At 74.3% G+C, this 15,958-nt stretch carries 16 protein-coding genes and 2 pseudogenes; 8 read left to right on the top strand and 10 right to left on the bottom strand.

What is annotated here, in order from left to right:
* From EBN88_RS21555 to EBN88_RS21530, 6 genes and pseudogenes are all read left to right on the top strand, one after another.
* A pseudogene (locus EBN88_RS21555) lies at positions 1-243 on the top strand (SCO3242 family prenyltransferase); the annotation flags it as partial.
* Complete coding sequence (locus tag EBN88_RS21550) at positions 240-1,166, top strand: sugar phosphate isomerase/epimerase family protein (RefSeq protein WP_407703445.1); 927 nt, start codon at positions 240-242, stop codon at positions 1,164-1,166. The pseudogene EBN88_RS21555 and the gene EBN88_RS21550, both read left to right, overlap by 4 nt.
* Positions 1,163-1,786: an EboA domain-containing protein gene (locus EBN88_RS21545; RefSeq protein WP_122185564.1), complete on the top strand. Its 624-nt coding sequence runs from the start codon at positions 1,163-1,165 to the stop codon at positions 1,784-1,786. The genes EBN88_RS21550 and EBN88_RS21545 overlap by 4 nt, the downstream gene beginning before the upstream one ends.
* Entirely contained in the window at positions 1,786-2,643 is an 858-nt protein-coding gene (locus EBN88_RS21540) for a TatD family hydrolase (RefSeq protein WP_122185563.1), read from the top strand. Before EBN88_RS21545 ends, EBN88_RS21540 begins: the two co-directional genes overlap by 1 nt.
* Positions 2,644-2,659: 16 nt before the next feature.
* Positions 2,660-3,844, top strand: a complete 1,185-nt coding sequence (eboE, locus tag EBN88_RS21535; RefSeq protein ID WP_122185562.1) for a metabolite traffic protein EboE — start codon at positions 2,660-2,662, stop codon at positions 3,842-3,844.
* 52 nt (positions 3,845-3,896) lie between these two features.
* The gene (locus EBN88_RS21530) at positions 3,897-5,279 is read left to right on the top strand and encodes an alkaline phosphatase family protein (RefSeq protein ID WP_122185561.1); all 1,383 of its coding nucleotides are present in this window, start codon (positions 3,897-3,899) and stop codon (positions 5,277-5,279) included.
* A gap of 58 nt (positions 5,280-5,337) precedes the next feature.
* On the opposite strand, the gene EBN88_RS32755 is transcribed toward EBN88_RS21530, so the two are convergent.
* The 9 genes from EBN88_RS32755 to EBN88_RS21490 form a co-directional block, all read right to left on the bottom strand.
* The gene (locus tag EBN88_RS32755; protein WP_407703444.1) at positions 5,338-6,564 is read right to left on the bottom strand and encodes a DUF6879 family protein; all 1,227 of its coding nucleotides are present in this window, start codon (positions 6,562-6,564) and stop codon (positions 5,338-5,340) included.
* The gene (locus EBN88_RS31280; RefSeq protein WP_199742437.1) at positions 6,557-6,706 is read right to left on the bottom strand and encodes a hypothetical protein; all 150 of its coding nucleotides are present in this window, start codon (positions 6,704-6,706) and stop codon (positions 6,557-6,559) included. Before EBN88_RS31280 ends, EBN88_RS32755 begins: the two co-directional genes overlap by 8 nt.
* Positions 6,707-6,922: 216 nt before the next feature.
* Entirely contained in the window at positions 6,923-7,924 is a 1,002-nt protein-coding gene (locus tag EBN88_RS21520; protein WP_158621467.1) for an ornithine cyclodeaminase family protein, read from the bottom strand.
* Complete coding sequence (locus EBN88_RS21515) at positions 7,921-8,604, bottom strand: prephenate dehydratase domain-containing protein (protein WP_122185559.1); 684 nt, start codon at positions 8,602-8,604, stop codon at positions 7,921-7,923. The genes EBN88_RS21520 and EBN88_RS21515 overlap by 4 nt, the downstream gene beginning before the upstream one ends.
* Before the next feature lie 164 nt (positions 8,605-8,768).
* A complete protein-coding gene (locus EBN88_RS21510; RefSeq protein ID WP_158621465.1) occupies positions 8,769-9,776 on the bottom strand; it encodes a branched-chain amino acid transaminase in 1,008 nt (335 codons plus the stop codon).
* Positions 9,773-11,197 (bottom strand): phenylacetate--CoA ligase family protein, encoded by a 1,425-nt coding sequence (locus EBN88_RS21505; protein WP_122185557.1) that lies wholly within the window; start codon positions 11,195-11,197, stop codon positions 9,773-9,775. Before EBN88_RS21505 ends, EBN88_RS21510 begins: the two co-directional genes overlap by 4 nt.
* Positions 11,198-11,318: 121 nt before the next feature.
* Positions 11,319-11,741, bottom strand: a complete 423-nt coding sequence (locus tag EBN88_RS21500) for a DUF2000 domain-containing protein (RefSeq protein WP_122185556.1) — start codon at positions 11,739-11,741, stop codon at positions 11,319-11,321.
* Positions 11,738-12,739, bottom strand: a complete 1,002-nt coding sequence (locus EBN88_RS21495; RefSeq protein WP_233580832.1) for a DMT family transporter — start codon at positions 12,737-12,739, stop codon at positions 11,738-11,740. Before EBN88_RS21495 ends, EBN88_RS21500 begins: the two co-directional genes overlap by 4 nt.
* Positions 12,740-12,840: 101 nt before the next feature.
* Entirely contained in the window at positions 12,841-13,194 is a 354-nt protein-coding gene (locus tag EBN88_RS21490; protein ID WP_122185554.1) for a Dabb family protein, read from the bottom strand.
* A gap of 368 nt (positions 13,195-13,562) precedes the next feature.
* Here EBN88_RS21490 and EBN88_RS21485 point away from each other — a divergent pair, with 368 nt between their 5' ends.
* Positions 13,563-14,321, top strand: a complete 759-nt coding sequence (locus EBN88_RS21485) for a barstar family protein (RefSeq protein WP_147472789.1) — start codon at positions 13,563-13,565, stop codon at positions 14,319-14,321.
* Here the strand turns inward: EBN88_RS21485 and EBN88_RS32045 are convergent.
* Positions 14,287-14,595, bottom strand: a complete 309-nt coding sequence (locus EBN88_RS32045) for an NUDIX domain-containing protein (protein WP_233580833.1) — start codon at positions 14,593-14,595, stop codon at positions 14,287-14,289. The genes EBN88_RS21485 and EBN88_RS32045 overlap by 35 nt on opposite strands.
* 154 nt (positions 14,596-14,749) lie before the next feature.
* Between EBN88_RS32045 and EBN88_RS21475 the strand changes: the two are divergent.
* Positions 14,750-15,958: pseudogene (locus tag EBN88_RS21475) on the top strand (hypothetical protein); the annotation flags it as partial.

Genomic DNA, 15,958 nt, shown 5'->3' with positions numbered 1-15,958 from the left:
GACGCCGGCACCGCGCGCGGCTGCGCCGCCAGCTACCTGCTGACGGCCGCGCCGGCGCTGACCCGCGCCGCCGGCCGGCCCACCGGCGAACACACCAGGGGCGGCGTGGTCGCCGGCCTCCAGGCGCTCGTGCCGCTCCAGGCCGGGCTCGCCGCCAGGGCCGGCGCCCGCGCCCCCGTCCCCGTGCTCCTGACGCTGCTGGGCGCGGCGAGGCGCCTGTCGAGAAAGGTCAGCCCCACGTGACCCAGGAGACCCGCGAGCCCCACGTGACCCAGGAGACCCACGTCACCCACGGCTTCCGACTCGCCTACGGCACCAACGGCCTCACCGACCTGCGCCTCGACGACGCCCTCGCGCTGCTCGCCGACCTCGGCTACCGGGGCGTCGCGCTCACCCTCGACCACATGCACCTCGACCCGCTCGCGCCCGACCTCGCCCGCCGCACGGCGGCCGTCGCCGCCAGGCTCGACCAACTCGGCCTGGCCGTCGCCGTGGAGACCGGCGCCCGCTATGTGCTGGACCCGCGCCGCAAGCACGGCCCCAGCCTCCTCGACCCCGACCCCGACGCCAGGGCCCGCCGGATCGGGATGCTCACCGACGCCGTCACCGTCGCCGCCGACCTCGGCGCCACCGCCCTGCACTGCTTCAGCGGCCACCGGCCCGAGGGCACGCCCGATGAGACCGCCTGGAGCCGGCTCGCCGACTCGTTCACCCCGCTCGTCAACGCCGCCACCGCCGCCGGCGTGCCGCTCGCCGTCGAGCCCGAGCCCGGGCACCTCCTCGCCGACCTCGCCGGCTTCCACCGGCTGCGCCGGCTCCTCGGCTCGCCCGATGCGCTGCGCCTGACCCTGGACATCGGCCACTGCCGCTGCCTGGAGCCCGACCCGGTGCCCGACTGCGTCACCGCCGCCGGGCCCTGGCTGGCCCACGTCCAGATCGAGGACATGCGGCGCGGCGTCCACGAGCACCTCCCGTTCGGCGCCGGCGAGATCGACTTCCCGCCGGTGCTCGCCGCGCTCGCCGCCACCGGCTACACCGGCCTGCTCTCCGTCGAACTGCCACGCCACTCCCACGCCGGTCCCCAACTGGCGGCGGAGTCCCACGCGTTCCTGACCGCCGCGCTCGCCGACGCCCGGGCGAGCCGCCCATCGGAGGTCCCCCGATGAACTCACCCACCCTGCCGGAGGCCCTGGCCGCGCTCCACGCCGAACTGGTCGAGGCGCTGCCCGAACCGGCGGCCGAGTGGCTGGAGGCGACCCTCCGTTGGGCCGCCGACGCCGACTGGGAGTCGTCGTTCGCCGTCGCCACCCGCCGCGTCGGCCGCGCCGCGCTGCCCCGGTCCGGGATGCCGGCGACCGACGCCGCCCGCGTCCTGCTGCTGCACGCCGTCGACGCCGACCTCGCCACCGTCACCCGCCTCTACCAGCAGGGCGACGCCGCCGAACGCCGCGCCGTGCTCCAGGCGTTGCCCTGGCTGCGCCTGGGCCCCGAGGCGATCGGGCTGGTCGAGGACGCGCTGCGCACCAACGACACCCGGCTGGTCGTCGCCGCCGCCGGCGACTACGCCGCCGCCCACCTCGACCAGCACCAGTGGCGGCACGCCGTCCTCAAGTGCGTCTTCACCGGCGTCCCGCTGTCCGCCGTCTCCGGACTCGCCGCCCGCACCGACGCGGAACTGATCCGGATGCTCGCCGACTACGCCGCCGAACGCGAGGCGGCCGGCCGCCCCGTGCCCGACGACGTGCGCAACGTCCTCGCCCAGACGCCGCACCCCCAGGAGTCCTGATGCGCATCTTCGACCCGCACATCCACATGACCTCCCGCACCACCGACGACTACCGCGCCATGCGGGACGTCGGCGTCCAGGCCCTGGTCGAGCCCTCGTTCTGGCTGGGCCAGCCCCGCACAAGCGTCGGCAGCTTCCTGGACTACTTCGACGCCCTCCTCGGCTGGGAGCCGTTCCGCTCCTCCCAGTACGACATCGCCCACCACTGCGCGCTGGCCCTCAACCCCAAGGAGGCCAACGACCCGCGCTGCACGCCCGTCCTCGCCGAGCTGGACCGCTACCTGCGCAAGGACGGCGTCGTCGCCGTCGGCGAGATCGGCTACGACTCGATGACCCCCGCCGAGGACGAGGCCCTCGCCGCCCAGCTCCAGCTCGCCGTCGACCACGAGCTGCCCGCCCTCGTCCACACCCCGCACCGCGACAAGGCCGCCGGTGTCGCCCGCACCATCGACGTCGTCAACGAGTCGAACCTGCCGACCGAGCGCGTCCTGCTGGACCACCTCAACGAGACCACGGTCAAGGCCGCCAAGGACAGCGGCTGTTGGCTCGGCTTCTCCGTCTACCCCGACACCAAGATGGACGAGGCCCGGATGGTGCGGCTGCTCCACGAGTACGGCCCCGAGAAGGTGCTGGTCAACTCCGCCGCCGACTGGGGCAACAGCGACCCGCTCAAGACGCGGAAGGTCGGCGAGGCCATGCTCGCGGACGGCTTCACCGAGGACGAGGTGGACCTGGTGCTCTGGCGCAACCCGGTGGCGTTCTACGCTCTCAGCGGCCGCCTCGACCTCGGCGAGCGGCCGACACGCGACGACTACGCCGGCAATGTGCTGCGGCGCGGGGCGCCCGCCGACAGCTGAGAGGGACTGTGACACCGTGCGTTTCCGACACCCCAGCGGCGGGCTGATACACCTGGCCTACTGCACCAACGTCCACCCCGCCGAGACCCTCGACGGGGTCATGGCGCAACTCACCGACCACTGCGCGCCGGTGCGCCACCGCCTGGGCAGGGAACGCCTCGGCATCGGACTGTGGCTCTCCGCCGACGTGGTCAGCACCCTGATGAGCCACTCCAGGGCCCGCGCGGCCCTCGCCGAGACCCTCCGCCGAGAGGGCCTCGAAGTGGTCACCCTCAACGGCTTCCCCTACCGGGGCTTCGGCTCCGCCAGGGTCAAGCACCGCGTCTACCACCCGGACTGGACCACCGACGCCCGCCACGACCACACCCTCAGGCTCGCCACCCTGCTCGCCTGGCTGCTGCCCGACGACGTGACCGAGGGCACCATCTCCACCCTGCCGCTGGCCTGGCGCACCCCCTACGACGCGGCGGCCGAGTCGGCCGCGTTGAAACAGCTCCACCGGCTCTCCCGCGAGCTGGACCTCCTGGCCAGCGGCACCCGCCGGCAGATCCGCATCGCCGTCGAGCCCGAACCGGGCTGCGTCATCGAGACCACCGACCAGGCGACCCGCATGTTCACCGGGCCCGACGCCCCGCCCACCGACCGGATCGGGCTCTGCCTCGACACCTGCCACCTGGCCACCGCCTTCGAGGACCCCGACGAGGCCGTCGACCGCCTCACCCGGCGGGAGATCCCCGTCTACAAGGCGCAGCTGTCGGCCGCGCTCCACGCCGAGCACCCCGAGCGGCCCGAGGTGCGGGCCGCGCTCGCCGAGTTCGTCGAGGACCGCTTCCTCCACCAGACCAGGGAACGCGCCCACGACGGCACGGTCACCGCCCGCGACGACCTCGACGAGGCCCTCGAAGGCGAGGCGCCGCTCAGCCGCTCCGGGCCCTGGCGGGTGCACCACCACATCCCGCTGCACGCCACCCCACCGGAGCCGCTGTCCACCACGCTGCCCGTGCTGCGCCGCACCCTCGCCCGGCTGGTCGGCGGGCGGCGCCCGCTCACCCGCCACCTGGAGGTGGAGACCTACACCTGGCAGGTCCTCCCGCCCGAGCTGCGCCCCACCGACGCCGACCAGCTCGCCGACGGCATCGCCGCCGAACTCTCCCTGGCCCGCGACCTGTTGACCGACCTGGGCCTGAAGGAAGTGGCCTGAAGGCCCGCGCCCACCCCAGGCCGCCCCCACACCCGCGAAAGGAGTTGCTGCCATGAGCCGCCGACTGGTGGTCATCGACGTGGTGGGACTCACGCCCGACCTGCTCGACCACATGCCCACGCTCAAAGCGGTCGCCACCGCCGGCTCCCAGGCCCCCCTGGGCACCGTGCTGCCCGCCGTCACCTGCTCCGCCCAGGCCACGTTCCTCACCGGCGAACTCCCCTCCGGGCACGGCATCGTCGGCAACGGCTGGTACTTCCGCGAGCTGGGCGACGTGCTGCTGTGGCGCCAGCACAACGCGCTGGTCGGCGGCGAGAAGGTGTGGGACGCCGCCCGGCGCGTCGACCCCGACTACACCGTGGCCAACGTCTGCTGGTGGTACGCCATGGGCGCCGACACCGACTACACCGTCACGCCCCGGCCCATCTACCACGCGGACGGCCGCAAGGACCCCGACTGCTACACCAGGCCCCCGGAGCTGCACGACGAACTCACCTCACGCTTCGGCGAGTTCCCGCTCTTCACCTACTGGGGCCCGACCGCCGCCATCGACTCGTCGCGGTGGATCGCCCACGCGGCCCGCCGCATCCTCTCCACCCGGAAGCCCGACCTGACCCTGGTCTATCTGCCGCACCTGGACTACGACCTGCAACGCTTCGGGCCCGACTCGCCGCAGGCCCGGGCCGCCGCCGCCGAACTCGACGGCGAACTCGCCCCGTTGCTGGACGCCGCCCGCGCCCACGACGCCACCGTCCTCGCGCTGTCCGAGTACGGCATCACCCAGGTCAGCCGGCAGATCCACATCAACCGCAGGCTCCGCGAGGCCGGGCTGCTCGAGGTCTACACCCAGGCCGGCATGGAGTACCTGGACCCCTGGGTCTCCCGCGCGTTCGCCGTCGCCGACCACCAGGTCGCGCACGTCTACGTCCGCCGGCCCGAGGACCTCCAGCCGGCCCGCGAGGCCCTGGCCGACCTGCCGGGCATCGCCCAACTCCTCGACGCCGAGGGCAAGGCCGAACACGGCCTCGACCACCCGCGCGCCGGCGACCTGGTGGCCGTCGCCGACGAGGACTCCTGGTTCACCTACTACTACTGGCTGGACGACGCCGACGCGCCCGACTTCGCGCCCACCGTCGAGATCCACCGCAAGCCCGGCTACGACCCGGCCGAGCTGTTCCTCAACCCCGAGGACCGCCTGGTCAAGGCCCGCGCCGGCGCGGCGCTGCTCCGCAAGAAGATCGGGATGCGCTACCGCCTCAACGTCGTCCCCCTCGACGGCGCCCAGGTGCGCGGCAGCCACGGCCGCCTGCCCACCGACCCGCGCCAACAGCCGGTGCTGATCTGCTCCGACCCCGACGCCCTCACCGGCGACGAGGTCGCCGCCACCGAGGTCAAGTCCCTGCTGCTGCGGCTGGCGGGGCTGGAGAAGGACTGACACCACCCCGGCGAACCGGAACGCCAACCGCCGCCGGCGCGCGCCGGCGGCGGGCCCCTCAGCCCCGCGCCGCGCGACCGAGCCGCGCCCGCGGCGCGACGGCCCTGGCATCGTCGAACCCGGCGACCAGCCGCGCCGCCTCCCACCGGGCCCGGCCCCGGTTGGCGAGGACGACGGCCTGCCAGCCGGCGTCGTTCGCCTCCCGGAACCTCTCCAGCGCCGCGCCGAACGCGCGCTCGGCCTCGGCCAGCCGCCTGCCGCGCGGCTCCAGCAGGCCGAGCGCGTCCCACAGCGCGGACCCGTCGCGCAACTCGGCGATCAGCTCCTCCAGCCGCATGTGGGGGTGGCTCGCCGCTCGTTCGGCCGCGATCCGTAGGGCCAGGGGCAGCCGTGCGCACAGCCGCGACAGCTCCGCGAGCGCCTGCTCGTCGTCCTTCGGCCGGAATCCGGTCGTCACCGCCCGGAGCAGCGCCACCGCCTCGTCCTCCGGCAGGGTGCCCAGCGTCAGGCGGTGCGCGCCGTCCCTTATGGCCAGCCCCGACAGCCGGTTGCGGCTGGTCACGATGGTCAGGCAACGGCCGCTCCCCGGCAGGAGTGGACGAATCTGGCTGGCCGTGGCGGCGTTGTCCAGAACGACCAGGACCCGACGGTCCGCCAGCTGGGACCGGTACAGGGCGGCCGCCGCGTCGACATCGGTGGGCACGGCGTCGGGGGGAACTCCCAGCGCCGGGAGGAGACGCCGCAACGCCTCCCGCGCGGTCACCGGCTGGCCGGGGTCGTAGCCGCGCAGGTTGATGTGGAGTTGCCCGTCGGGAAACCGGTCCCGGACCCGGTGGGCCCAGTGCAGGGCGAGTGAACTCTTGCCCACACCCGCCGTGCCCGCGATCACACGGACGGAGACCAGCGGCGGCTCGCCGTCCCGTCCCCTGAGCACCGCGTCGAGCTGCTCCGTCTCCCCGGCGCGGTTGACGAACCCCGGCCAGGGCTGGGCAGTTGGCGTGGGGCCGGCGTTCCGCGCCCGTCGTCCGAGCGGCCGGGTCCCCTCCCGGGCCCCGATCCGCTCGGCGCCGATGACCCGGACGCCCATGCCGGCCTCCGCCTGCACCCGCAGCGTGTGCGACTCCCAGCGCATAGAGGGACTCAGCGGCTCCTCCACGACGCGGACCCGTCGGAACGGCGCTCCGCGCGCCGCGTCCTCCCGCTCCGCGAAGTCCGCCTGGTACGCGTCCAACGAGAGCCGCACCCCGCGTGCGGGACCGAGGCGGAGTTCCCTCGCCTCAGGCATCGGGGATGTCCGGCTTCGCCAGGCGCGGCATCCGGCCCGGGATGACCACCAGCCGCTCGTCCGCCGCGAGGTCGACCCCTTCGGGGAGGCGCGAGCGACAGGTGTCCGACGCCTGGGGATCGGCTTCCCACCCACGGTTCATGACCGCCTCCGAAGGCCACTCGCTGCGGGGTGACGTTCCGTCACGCCAGCGACCCCGGTGCGTCGCGACAACGCGGCGCTGCCGAACCGTCGTTGGCACAGGGACGGGGGCATATGCCCTGGCGGGCGTCGCGCCGGTACGGACCCCCGTCGGGCAGACGTGCGTTCGGCCGGTCAACGGCGTGGGGCCCGCGCGGGCCCCACGCCGACGTGAGGGTCAGGGCCTCGGACCCGTCCACTCCGTGTGGCGCTTGGCGACGAGCACCGCCGTCGCGACGTCCTGGGCCGCGAGGCCCAGGGAGAGATAGACGATCCGTTCCCGCTCGTCGCCCCGCCCGGGGACCGCTCCCGCGAGGACCGCGCCGAGTTCGCCGCGCGGGTGGTCGGGGCCGATCAAGCCCTCCCGGCGCGGCACCAGCAGTTCGGACGCCTCCCGCTCCGCCGCCTCGGCGCTGTCGAGGACGACGGTGGTCCCGGCGACCAGCCGGGAGGAGAGTTCCCTGGCGCCCGGCTGGCAGGCGCCGACCGCGCACACCGTCGCGCCGGGCGCGACGTCCGCGTCGTCCAGGATGGGCTCCCGCGCCGCGGTGGTCGTGCAGATCACCCCGGCGCCCGAGGCCGCCTCGGCGGGCGTGCCGAACACCTCGACGTCCAGGCCGTGTTCGGCCCGCACCCACTCCGCCAGCTTCGCGGCGCTCTCCCGCCGCCGGCTCCACAGCCGCACCCGCCGGACCGGCCGGACGGCCGCCACCGCCGCCACATGCGCCCTGGCCTGGGCGCCGGCGCCGGCGATCGCCAGCGTGGTCGGCCCGGGCAGGGCCAACGCGTCGACGGCGACGGCCGACACGGCGGCCGTGCGCAGCTCGGTCACGGTGTCGGCGGGCAGCACCGCCACCGGCAGGCCGGTGTCCGGCGCGAACACCGTCACCGTGCCGACATGGGTGGGCAGGCCCCGCGCCGGGTTGTCCTCGCGGACCACCACGGACTTGATGCCGAACCACCATTCCCCGTCGAAGGGAACATGCGCCGGCATCGACCCGAACAGGCCGGGGTGCGCGCCCCCGCGCGCCGGCGGGCGCAGCACGGTGCGCACCGGCTGGGTCACCTCGCCCGTGGAGAACGCGCGCATCACCTCGCGCATGGCGGCGATCGCCGTGGAGACGGGCAGGAGTTCCCTGACCTCGGCATCGCTGACGAAGACCGGTCCCGCGCCGCTCACCACGCCAGGCTCCGGGCGGTGGCGGCCGGGCGGCGCGGCGCCGGGCGTTCCTCGTCGAGCAGGTCGGCGCGGGTGAACACCGACCACACCATCCGAATGGGGCGGGTCCGCGACAGGAACTCAAGGCCGTGCAGCCGCGCGGCGAGCGCGGTGGTGAGGGCCAGCGGCACCTCGCCGCGCTCCACGGCCTCGGCCGCCGCGCTGGTGGAGGTCGCGAAGACGACCTCGGCGAGGTCGAACCGCTCGGGCAGCAGCTCGCCGACGAGCGCGCGGGGCGCGGGATGGGTGATCACGCGGGTCTTCTGTTCGAGTTCGGCGCCGGCGACTGAGGCGATGCCGTAGTGCGGGGTGTCCTTCACGAACACCGCCGCGAGGCGCAGCGCCGGGTCCATGTAGAAGCGGTCGATGCCGGAGTAGGCGTTGGCGACCACCACCAACTCGCAGTCGCCGGCGAGCAGTCGGTCCCCGGCCTCCTCGTAGCGGTGGCACAGCTCGATGGGGACGTGCTCGTGGCCGCGTCGCAGAAGATGGCCCTGGAGCGCGCGGGCGGCCTGTTCGCTGCTGGTCCCGGCGGGGCCGAGCGAGGTGATCCGCAGCGACCCGGTGGCGGGCAGCCGGACCAGCGCGACGTCGGTCACCTCCTGGCCGTCGGATGTGTCGGGTCGGGAACTGATGGTCATGGTTTCCCCCTCAGGAAGGCACGGAACGCGCGGAGCGCGAACGGTCGGGCGCGGCCAACGGGCCGAGCCGATGAGGCACGGGAACGGGAGAGGAACGGGGCGCGCCGGCGCGCGGACGGTTCGGTCCACGCCGGCGCGCGGACGGTTCGGCCGGGCGCGCCGGCCTATGTGGGGGCGCCCGCCGAAACGGTCGCGGCGTCGGCGGCGTCGGCGGCGCCGCCCACCGGCGTGTTCCAGTGCCGGTAGCGCGGGTCGGCCCCGCGCGTCGCGCGCCCGTACGCCTCGCGCACCCACGTGGTGACCGGCCCCGGGCGGCCCTCGCCGACCTGCCGGCCGTCGATCTCCACCACGGGAACGACCCCGCAGCCGGTGCCGGTCAGGAACACCTCGTCGGCGGTGAGGAGTTCGGAGCGCGGCACGTCGCGCTCGGCGACCGCGACGCCCGCCACGTCGGCGAGCAGGCGCGTGACGGCGGCGCGGGTGAGTCCGGGCAGGATGTCGGAGTCGGGTCCTGGCGTGGCGACCCGCCCGGCGTGGACGACGAACACGTTGGCCGTGCTGGCCTCGGCGACCGTGCCGCGCTGGTTGAGCAGGATCGCGTCGTCGTAGCCGGCGGCCGTGGCCTCGTCCACGGCCAGCGCGTTGTTGGCGTAGGCGCCGGTGATCTTCGCTCGGGCCGGCAGGGCGGAGTCCGGCACGCGGCGCCAGGAGCTGACGCCGCACCGGATGCCCTCCGGATTGCCGTAGTCGCCCATCGGCAGCGCCAGGATGGTCACCGCCGTGGACACCCCGCGCAGCCTGACCCCGAACGGGGTGCCGGGCTCCAGGGCCAGCTTGTGCACCACGGGCCTCAGGTAGGAGTCGCCGAACAGCTGGTTGCGGCGGAGCAACTCCCGTGCGATGTCGACCAGTTCGTCCGTGTCGTGCGGCAGGTCGAGCCGGAGCAGCCGGCAGGAGGCGCGCAGCCGCTCGAAGTGCTCCCGCGCCTTGAAGATCAGCGCCTCGCCGTTCCCGGACGCGGCGGCGAAGGAACGGATGCCCTCGAAGACGCCCGTTCCGTAGTGGAGTCCCTGGGTGCCGGGGCCGAGTGCCACCTCCCCGGCGCGCACGAACGCGCCCTGGTGGAACACCCAGCGGTCCCGCTGCCCGCCGTTCACCGGCGCGGCGTTCACCGGGGCTCCCGCTGGCCGGCCATGGCGAGCGCCACCCGCCGTTCGGCGTCCGGCGCCCGGCGCCGGTCGTGGACCCGGGCGGCCTTCCAACTCACCATCGCACCCGTGGTGGTGACCCCGCCGAGCCGGCCGTAGGCGACGGTCAACGGGCAGCCCCAGGCGTCCCGCGCGGCCCGCACCAGGTCCGTCACGTTGTCGGGCGGCAGCGGCCGGCCGCCCCTGGTCTCGACCTCGACGGTCAGCGTGTCCGTCCCGTCGATCCGGTCGATGACCAGCTGGTAGTCCATGGCGCCGGCGAGCCGGTCCAGGATCGTGGACTCCAGCTCGTAGGCGGTGACCCCGTGCCCGTTGAGGTCGATCAGGTCCCTGACCCGGCCGAGGGGGAGCAGCACCTCGGACGGGTAGCCGCCGGCGTCCGTGGCCGGGGCCGGGGACAGCCGCACCAGGTCGCCGGTGCGGTAGCGGACCAGCGGCTTGCTGCCCTGGTAGAGGTGGGTGACGACGAGTTCGCCCTGCCGGGGACCCTCGCCCCGGGGAACGGGCCGGCCGGTCTCGGGGTCGATCAGCTCGTAGTAGACGTTGAGCGGCACGGTGCGGAGCCGGCCGTCGCCGTGCACGGCGCCCAGGATGGACGCCTCCTGGGAGGCGTAGAGGCAGTTGTAGGCGGTGGCGCCCCACAGCTCGCCGATGTTCCGCAGCAGCCCCGGCGTCGCCAGCTCGCCGGTGAACATGAAGAAGCGGATGCCGAGTTCGCGCGGCTCCAGGCCGGCACGCAGCGCCTCCCTGGCCATCGACATGGCGACATTGGGCGTGCAGAACACGCCCGTCACGGCTATCTCCCGGATGACCTCCAGCGCGCGCGGGAAGCCGACGACGGGCGAGTGCGGCCACATCTTGGCGTGCGCGGCGCCCAGGTTGCGGCAGACGTCGCCGAAGGTGTCGCCGGTGGAGTGGAGTTCGTTGGGCCCCATCACGGCGATCACGTGTCGGTCGCCGTGCGCCTCGAAGACATGCCGGTAACAGACGGACAGCGCCGTGTTGTTGACGAGGGAGTCGACGTTGTCCCGGGGGCAGGGGGTGGCGCGTCCTGTGGTGCCGGTCGTCTCGTAGAAGATCCACCCCTCGTGCACCGGCCGGGACAGCATGTCCAGCAGCCGGCCGCGCAGGTCGTCCTTGGTGGTGAACGGCAGCTCGGCGAACGAGTCGAAGGTCAGGTCGGCGATGGCGGACTCGTCGAGGTGGCCGAGGAGTTCGCCGTAGAAGGGGGAACGGGCGGCGACATAGCGGAGGGTCTCGCGCAGCGCACGCAGCTGGTGCGCCTCGATCTCCTCCGGCCGCCACGCGCCCGCGTCGAAGCGGCGGTGGTCGTCGAGGGTGCGACGCGCGAAGGCGTCAAGACGGTCGTCGAATATAGTGAACACGGTCCCAGCCTGTGAGTTCAACGGTGGCTACGGGGCTTGGGTGCCTGCGGGGTAGGAGCCGCGGGCACCCGCTCTTCTGCGGTGGGTTCGGTGGGGTGGGAGTCGGGGTCCGGACGGCCGGTCAGCGCAGCAGGGCCAGGCTGCCGGTCCACTTGTTGAGTTGCTTGCGCGGGCCGAAGAGGCCGACCGAGGAGTAGGTCAGCTCCGCCGGCTGGGTGCCCGTCATCCGCTCGATGTACTCCTCGTAGGTGCGGCAGGACTGCGCCAGGTCGCTGAAGCCGACCACGGTGACCTCGGGGTCGGCGGTGGCCAGTTGGTGGATCTCCGCGATCCGCTCGGCGGTGGACCTGAGGATCGGCACCGGGATCAGCGTGATGCCCAGGTGCACGCCGCCCTCGGCGTCCTTCACGTCCTCGCCGATCAGCTCGGGGACGCCGCGCCCGAGCGTCAGCGACACGACGGAGGCCGCGTTCACCGTCAGGCCGAGCGGCAGCTCGCCGTTGACGACGATCACACACTTGCTGTTCTTGATGTCGTGGCTCATTTCGTTTCCAACTCGGGGTTCTTCGCGGTCAGATGGTCGGGGTCCCGCCGGCCTTCGGCGGGGCCGGTCGGGGACCCGGCCGCCGCGTCCCGCGCGGGGCGCGACCGGCCGCCGGCGCCGAGCACGACGCCGGCGATGACGACCAGGCAGCCGACGGCCTCGGTCAGCCCGACGTTCTCCCCGGTGACCACCACGGCGGAGACCAGGCCGAACACCGGGACGAGGTTGAGGATGTTGACGGCGGTGCTCGACGTGACGTCCCGCAGGCCGTAGTTGTAGAGGACGAACGCGGCGATGGAGCAGGCGCCGGCGAGGAAGGCGAGCATTCCCCAGTCGGCCGGGTCCGGAACGCTCCACTCGCCGACCTCGACGGTGCTGAGCAGCACGAAGCCGAGGGCGCCGGCCACCGTCTGGTAGTAGGTGACCGTCAGCGGCGAGTGCCCGCCGCTGGTGCGGCGGACGACCACGTTGTAGGCGGCCCAGGCCACGCCGGCGACCAGCAGCAGGATGTCGCCGAGCAGTCGGTGGCTGCCGCCCTCGCTCGCGCTCTGCTGGACGATCAGCCAGACCCCGGCCATCGCGAGCACCATGCCGGCGACCCGGGGGAGCGTGGGCCACTCGCGGTTGATGGCGACCTCAAGGATCACGGTGATCATCGGGAACGCGGCCACGATCACCGCGGCGTCGGCGGCCGTGGCCAGGTCGACGCCGATGTTCTCCAGCCCGAAGTAGGCGGTGATGCCCAGCAGCCCGGCGCCGCCCATGGCCAACGCGGCCCTCCGGTCGACCGGTTGCCAACCCTTCTGCAAACGAACAAGAAACGCCAGAATCAATGCCGCCGCAGTAAATCGAATGGCGCCGATGGTCATCGGAGGGACATTCTCCAGAACGACCTTGGTCACGGCGAAGGAAGTGCTCCAGATCAGCGCCGCCGCGACAATGGCGAGGAACGCGGCCCACGGCGTCCCGGACCGGGAGGTGGATCTCGCCGATAACACCGCGCTTCTGCCGCTGCTTCTGCCCATGGACGAATCTCCCGTCAACCTCTTCGGACGTCAGGCCACGCTGGCACGACAGCGTTCGTTCGGCAAAATCCGGATCACCCGTCCGTACCCGGTCGTTTGTCCGTACCCGGTCGTTCGTCTCGGACCGGGTCGTTCACCTCGAAGTCCACCACCGACCAGTCGGCGATGGCCCGCCAGAGGGCGACGCCCCGCAGGTGGTCCGGGTGTACGAGGTAACGGGCGACGGCCTCGCGGTCGGCGAAGTCGCCCACGAGCGCGAAGTCATGGGCGATGGACCGCTCCGTGACGTTCCTGCCGCACTGCCAGTCGACTATCTCGGGGATATGGCGAGGATGCTCGCGCGTGGCGGCCTCGGCTTCCTTCGCCCTGGGGTCCGACCAGTCGACGCCGTCCCGGAATCTGAACAACACAACGTGGCGAATACCCATGCGCAACTCCCCCCGGATGCGTGGCCAACAAAGGCGCGAAGCTGACGACTCGTCATCCAAGCATCCGGACCCCGGGGCGTTCAACCTCGTCCACCATCTGAGATGTGAATCCGGGCCCGGGTATGGCCGAGATGACCCTTGTGGATTCGAGCATGTGACGGTATTTCTGGCCGCATGATCGGGTAAACGTGATCATGCCGCCGTGGGCCCGTAACCGTGGTCCGAACCGCCGGAATCGGGGTGTCGGCGGGGCCGGATCAGGAGCATTGTTTCTCCCGGCGCGGTTCGGCCGATAACGTCCCGGCTCCCGGATTCTCCCGCGCGCCCCGCTCCGCGCGCCGGCGCCGGACGGGCAGCAGAATGGGGGCGTGTGCGCGGTGCGTTGTCAGCTGAGGGAGCGCGGGACCCGCGCGGTGCTCGTCGAGGCCCGCGCGGTCGAGGGCCTCTTCGCGCCGGCCGAGGAGCCGGGCGGCCCCCGGGAGATCCTGCTCCGCGACATCCGGGCCCCGCTCGTTCCACCGAGCGGCCGGCCCCGCGACGTCGAGGACGCCGAACTCGCGCTGCTCGACGACCGGGGCACCGTGTTGGGCGCCTACCCGCTCGGCGCGCCGAGGACCGCCGGCCGGGTCAACGGCCGTGATCTGCGGCTGCGTTGCGTGTTCCACCGCTATCCGCACCCGGCGGCCGGCGCGGTGTGGGAGGCGTGGGCCCGCGCGTTCCCGCCCCCGGCGCGCGCCTGGGCGGCGGGCGGGCCCGGGCACCGCGCCGCCTGGCTGGAGGCGGTCCGGCTGCACGCCGCCACGCCCCGGGGGCGCCCGGCGGAGCGCACCGGCGGCACCTACGACCTCGACGGCCGCGCCCTCACCGACCCGCCCGCCCTGTACTGCGCGTTGGGCGAGGGGCTCAACGGCCCGGCCGGCTACTACGGCGCCAACCTCGACGCCCTGCACGACTGCCTCGGCGGCGGCTTCGGCCCGCGCCCCCCGTTCCACCTGCGCTGGCACCACGCGGCCGTCGCCCGCGCCCACCTCGGGCCGCGCCCCACCCCGGGCGACCCCCAACGGGGCTTCCTGGACACGGTGTTGACGATGCTCACCGATGCGGGCGTGACCGTGACGGCGCGGTAGGGCGGCGTCCGCGCGCGGGCCGGCCGCCGCCGGAAGGCGTCGGGCCCCGTCCCCGTCCCCGTCCCCGTTCCCGTTCCCGTTTCCCGTTCCCGTCAGGGCCAGGGTCCTTCCGGGGCCAGGGCCGCGAGCACGGCCGGGTCGAGCCCGGTCTCCTCGGCCAACTCCCGTCGGCCAACTCCCGCCGCGCCGCCGCCAGCGGCGCCCCGCCCGGTTCGATGCCGCCGCCCGGCGGCTCCCACGGCCACCTCCCGTCGAACGGGTCACGCCAGCGCAGCGAAAGGAGGCGCTGTGCGGCGCCCGGGAGGTGATCGAGACCGCCCGCGCGGCGCCGAGTTGGGCGGCGTCACCGACCCGGCGACCCTTCCGCGTCACGGCAGGGGTGGCATCCTTGCGCCGTGGCCGGGTGGTCCGGCCGAGGGGCGGGGCGAATGCGGGACCAACTGCTGGCGGCGCTCGGCGCACGGCTGGAGCGGATCGCGGGCGAGGACTTCACTCCGGTGCTGGAGCCCGAGGCGGCGGCCGAGGCGCGCCGGCTGGCCGCCGTGCTGGACGCGGACGACGGCCTCGGCCACCTCCCACTCGGCTGGTTCCACTGGGCCCGCGCCCTGGCGCTGCCCCGCGAGCAGGCGCCGCCGGAGGCCGAGGCCGCCCTGGCGGCGTTCGCGACCTACTTCCCGCACGTGGACGGGGCCCCGGACCCGGCGAACGGAACCTACGGGATGCCGGGGGAGTTGGTTCCCGCCGTGGTGGACGCCGCCGCTCCCCGGGCCGTTCGCCTCGCCGAGGAGCTGGCGGCGGCGCCCGAGCCCGGCCGGGCGCACCGCGCCGTCGCGCTCTGGCTGCGCCTCGTCGAGGCCACCCCCGCCGATCACCCCGCCCGCGCCACCCGCCTCGCCACCCTGGCCGCCGTGCTGCGGGAACGCTTCCAACTCCTCGGCGACTGGGCCGACCTGGAGGCCGCCGTCGAACTCGGCCGCGACGCCGTGGCCGACACGCCCGAGGACGCGCCCCACCGGGCGGCGGTCCTGAGCACCCTGGGCGCCTCCCTGCTCGACCGCGACGAACGCTTCGGCGCGGCCGACGACCTCTTCGAGGCCGTCACGCTCCTCTCCGAGGCGGCCGGGGCCGACGCCGACGCCCGCCAGACGGCGGCGACCCTCGCCAACCTGGGCGGCGCGCTCCGGCGCCGCTTCCTGGCGGCCGGCGACCCGGCCGACCTCGACGCGGCCGTCGACGCCTGGGTCACGGCCATCGCGCTCGGCGGGGAACGCCAGCCCGCCCGGCTGGTCGGGCTGGCCGGCGCGCTGCTGGCCCGCCACGGCCACCGGGGCGACCCGGCCGATCTCGACGCCGCCATCGGCTGGTTGACGGGCGCGGTCGCCCGGGCCGGCGACGGCCGGGTCCTCGCCCACGCGCTCTCCACGCTCGGCATCGCCCGGCACACCCGCTTCGAGGAACGAGGCGACCCCGTCGACCTGGACGACGCGATCGACATCGGCCGCGCGGCGCTGTCCGCCACCCCGGAACCCGGCCCGGCCCGCGCGAGCCGCCTGCTGCACCACGGCCTCGCGCTCCGCGCCCGCCATCGGCTCGGCGGACCGGACGCGGCCCGCGCCTCGGCCGACGCGGCCGAGGGC

The sequence above is a fragment of the Streptomyces triticirhizae genome (assembly GCF_003696235.1).
Taxonomy (GTDB): Bacteria; Actinomycetota; Actinomycetes; order Streptomycetales; family Streptomycetaceae; genus Streptomyces; species Streptomyces triticirhizae.
This window is presented reverse-complemented; position numbering and strand designations above follow the sequence as displayed.